Here is a 923-nt window from a genome sequence, read left to right as displayed (position 1 = left end):
GATCAGCGTGAAGGATGAGCGAGATGCGCAGAGGATGGCCGGCCGTCGCGGCCGCTTCCATGGTGGTGCTCACTGCGTGTAGCAGTGGTGGTGGCGGTGGGGCGTCCGCTGCGCCGTCGGTGAACGCGGACCCGGTGAAGGTGACCGGTTCGATCACGGTGCTGACCAACCGCACCGACCAGCTCGGTGACGGGACGCTGGACAAGTACGCCGCCGAGTTCACCAAGGTCTACCCGAACGTCAAGGTGAAGTTCGAGGGGATGAAGGACTACGAGGGCGAAGTCAAGATCCGCATGAACACCGAGAACTACGGTGACGTGCTGCCGATCCCCTCGGACCTGTCCATCGCGCAGTTCCCCAACTTCTTCTCCTCGCTGGGGTCTTCGGAGGAGCTGTCGAAGACCTACCAGTGGACCGACTACGAGTTCCTGGCCGACCTGAAGGCGATCAAGAACAAGGGCGCGGCCATCCCGTACTACACGAACTACCACGACGGCTGGCCGCTGCGGCAGTGGACGGACGCGATCGGCTCGCCGTCCTGCGACGAGGGCGCCAAGGACAAGCTCGCCACCACCGCGCAGCCGTGGGCGGCCGGCAGCGACCTGAACACCGTCGACAGCCTGGTGTACGCGATCGTCAACCAGAAGCTGTCCGAAGGACATCGGCTACATGCCGTTCCCGTCCACCTCCGGGAAGCTGTGCAGCGTCCTGCAGCCGGACTACAAGTACGCGATCAACAAGCACTCCAAGAACCAGGAGGCCGCGCGGGCGTGGCTGGACTGGTACATCGCCAAGTCCGGTGCGGCGCAGGCCGAGCAGGGCATCTCCTCGGTCAAGGGCTCCGAACTGCCCGCCACGCTCAAGCCGTTCACCGACAACGGGGTGCAGCTGATCGGGCAGCAGCAGGACAAGTCCGCCGTCGT

Annotated in this window: 1 pseudogene; it reads left to right on the top strand. The window is 64.9% G+C overall.

The window, feature by feature from the left end:
- Window positions 1-669 precede the first annotated feature (669 nt).
- A pseudogene (locus IH44_RS48980) lies at window positions 670-923 on the top strand (extracellular solute-binding protein); the annotation flags it as partial.

The organism is Kitasatospora sp. NRRL B-11411, assembly GCF_000721345.1.
Classification (GTDB): Bacteria; Actinomycetota; Actinomycetes; order Streptomycetales; family Streptomycetaceae; genus Kitasatospora; species Kitasatospora cineracea.
The sequence above is the reverse complement of the archived record's forward strand: the minus strand, read 5'-3'. Positions and strand labels throughout refer to the sequence as shown.